The sequence below is a fragment of the uncultured Nevskia sp. genome (genome assembly GCF_903885465.1).
In the GTDB taxonomy this organism is placed as follows: Bacteria; Pseudomonadota; Gammaproteobacteria; order Nevskiales; family Nevskiaceae; genus Nevskia.
Genome location: NZ_CAISIQ010000306.1, coordinates 1 through 2,113, shown reverse-complemented (window position 1 = coordinate 2,113; position 2,113 = coordinate 1). Strand labels below are relative to the sequence as shown.

At 65.7% G+C, this 2,113-nt stretch carries 3 protein-coding genes; all 3 read left to right on the top strand.

Annotation, left to right across the window (positions count from 1 at the left end; translation table 11 throughout):
- A partial coding sequence (locus QZY06_RS11850; protein ID WP_367275623.1) for a sigma 54-interacting transcriptional regulator occupies positions 1-1,342 on the top strand: 1,342 nt, incomplete at its 5' end.
- Positions 1,343-1,349: 7 nt separating this feature from the next.
- Complete coding sequence (locus tag QZY06_RS11845) at positions 1,350-1,607, top strand: hypothetical protein (protein WP_295684489.1); 258 nt, start codon at positions 1,350-1,352, stop codon at positions 1,605-1,607.
- 1 nt (position 1,608) lies between these two features.
- Positions 1,609-2,073 carry an RNA-binding S4 domain-containing protein gene (locus QZY06_RS11840; protein WP_295684487.1) on the top strand — a complete coding sequence of 155 codons (465 nt, stop codon included), beginning with the start codon at positions 1,609-1,611 and terminating at the stop codon, positions 2,071-2,073.
- Positions 2,074-2,113 lie beyond the last annotated feature (40 nt).

The window sequence follows — 2,113 nt, the reverse complement described above, 5'->3', positions numbered from 1 at the left end:
TCAAGGGAGTCACGACATGTTTGGCACGGGCAAGAAGAACGATATCCGCCGGCAATCCGAAGTCAGCCTGACGCGGACGCCTGCACCGGACCTGCTGATCGTCGCCTCCGAACTGGTGATTCGCGATCGCGAGCGCCTGAGCGCCGAAGCGCTGCAGTTGCCCACCGGCCAGCTTTGCGAAGCGATGCTGCCGAATGACTCGCGGCTGGCCAGCGTCGACAGCCCCTATGTGCTGAGCCTGTTCAACAACCCGCTCGATATCGATTTCCTGGCCGACAAGGTGATAGCGGCCCGCAACGCCGGTGGCAACACCGTGCTGATCGTCGCGATCAACCCGAGCCAACTGGTGGCGCTCGGCCAGTGGCTGGAACGCCGCGCGGTGGCCGGCAAGCTGGCCGGCACTCGTCTGCTGCTGGCGGCAGATGTCGACGGCGTGGCCCGTCAGCTGGTCCAGCGCATGGGCCCGGTGACCGAGGAGAACGTCATCCGCATGCCGGTGACCACCGAAGTCGACACGCCGACCTACAAGAACTTCTTCGTCTTCAGCCCGGAGCTGCAGACCCTGGTCGCGCGCATTCGCGGCTTCGCGGCGAACGGCATCTCCCGCGCCTGCCTGCTCGGCGGCCCCGGCAGCGGCAAGACCACGCTGGCCTATTACTACTTCCTGCAGCGCGCCAAGGGCCGCTTCGTGTCGGTCAACCTGGCGGCCGAGAACGTCGGCGACAAGGCGGCGATCAAATCGCTGCTCTGCGGCCATGTCTCCGGCGCATTCCCCGGCGCCGGCGCCCGTACCGGCACTTTCCAGCATGCCCGTGATGGCGTCTGCTTCCTCGACGAAAGCCACGAGATCAGCGGCGCAGTCATGGAAGTGCTGATGGAAGCGCTCGACAGCGGCCAGTACCTGCCCTACGGTGCCTCGGCCAAGCAGCAGCTCGAATGCGCCATCCTTTATGCGACCAACCGCAGCTGGAACCATCTGCAGAACTCGGTGAACCTCGATCAGTTCACCCGCCTCGGCGCATCGACCTTGCAGGTGCCGGAGCTGTCGCGCCGCGAGGAAGACATGATCGCGGTGATCGCCACCACCTTGACCCGACTGTCCGCCCGTTGCTCGAACTGGGTCGCACCTACCGGTCTCAGCGTTGAGGCCTGGACGATGGTTCGCGAGTGCCGCTGGCATGGCAACATCCGCGGCCTGGTGCGCGTGCTCGAATCGGCCTTCGTCGATACCGCCACCTTGCGCGCCGGCGACACCTTGATCCACGCTCCGGAAATCCAGCAGGGCATCCTGCTCTGGGAACCGAAGACCCATCACAGCCACCAGATCTACGCGGTGGCCTGAGCACTGAATGACGGCTGCTTCAAATACTCATCCCGAACTGAAGAGCGCCCTCGCCGCCTGGTTCGATGACAACGACGCAGCCGCGCTGGAAAAAGCCGGCCGACTGGCCCGCGAGCAGCCGGTCGATATCGACTGGCTGCTGAACTGGGCGCGCGACTACGGCGGCAGCGCACAAGCCACCAGCCTGGCCTTGCGTCGCCTGCGCTTCGCCCTTGGCCTGCCGGTGGTCGCCGGCCCGGTCTGCCGTCGTCCCACGGGAGACTGAGTTGATCGACGAGGACGACGAGCCGTTCGACACCGACGACGATGAAGAGGGCGATGCGCCGGCAACAGCCCGCCATCCAAAACCGGTGGCTTCGGTACGGCTCGACAAGTGGCTGTGGGCCGCACGCTTCTACAAGACCCGCAGCATCGCCAAGGAAGCGATCGATGCCGGCCACGTGCGCTACGAAGGCCAGCGCACCAAGGTCGCCAAGGATGTGGCGATCGGTGCGGAAATCAGCGTGCGCAAGGGACAGGACGAAGTGCAGGTCACGGTCAGAGAACGCTCCGACCAGCGCCTCGCCGCACCGTTTGCACGCCTACTCTATGCCGAGACCGAAGCCAGCAAGGCCCGCCGTGCCCGCGAAGCCGAACTGCGCGCCGCGGCCGACGAGATGAGCAGCGATCGCCCGAACAAGCTGCAGCGGCGGCTGATCCACAAGTTCAAGCGCAGCCTCGGGCGCGGATGAAGCATCTTTTGGTGGTCTGGAGCAGCCAGAGCGGCCGCAC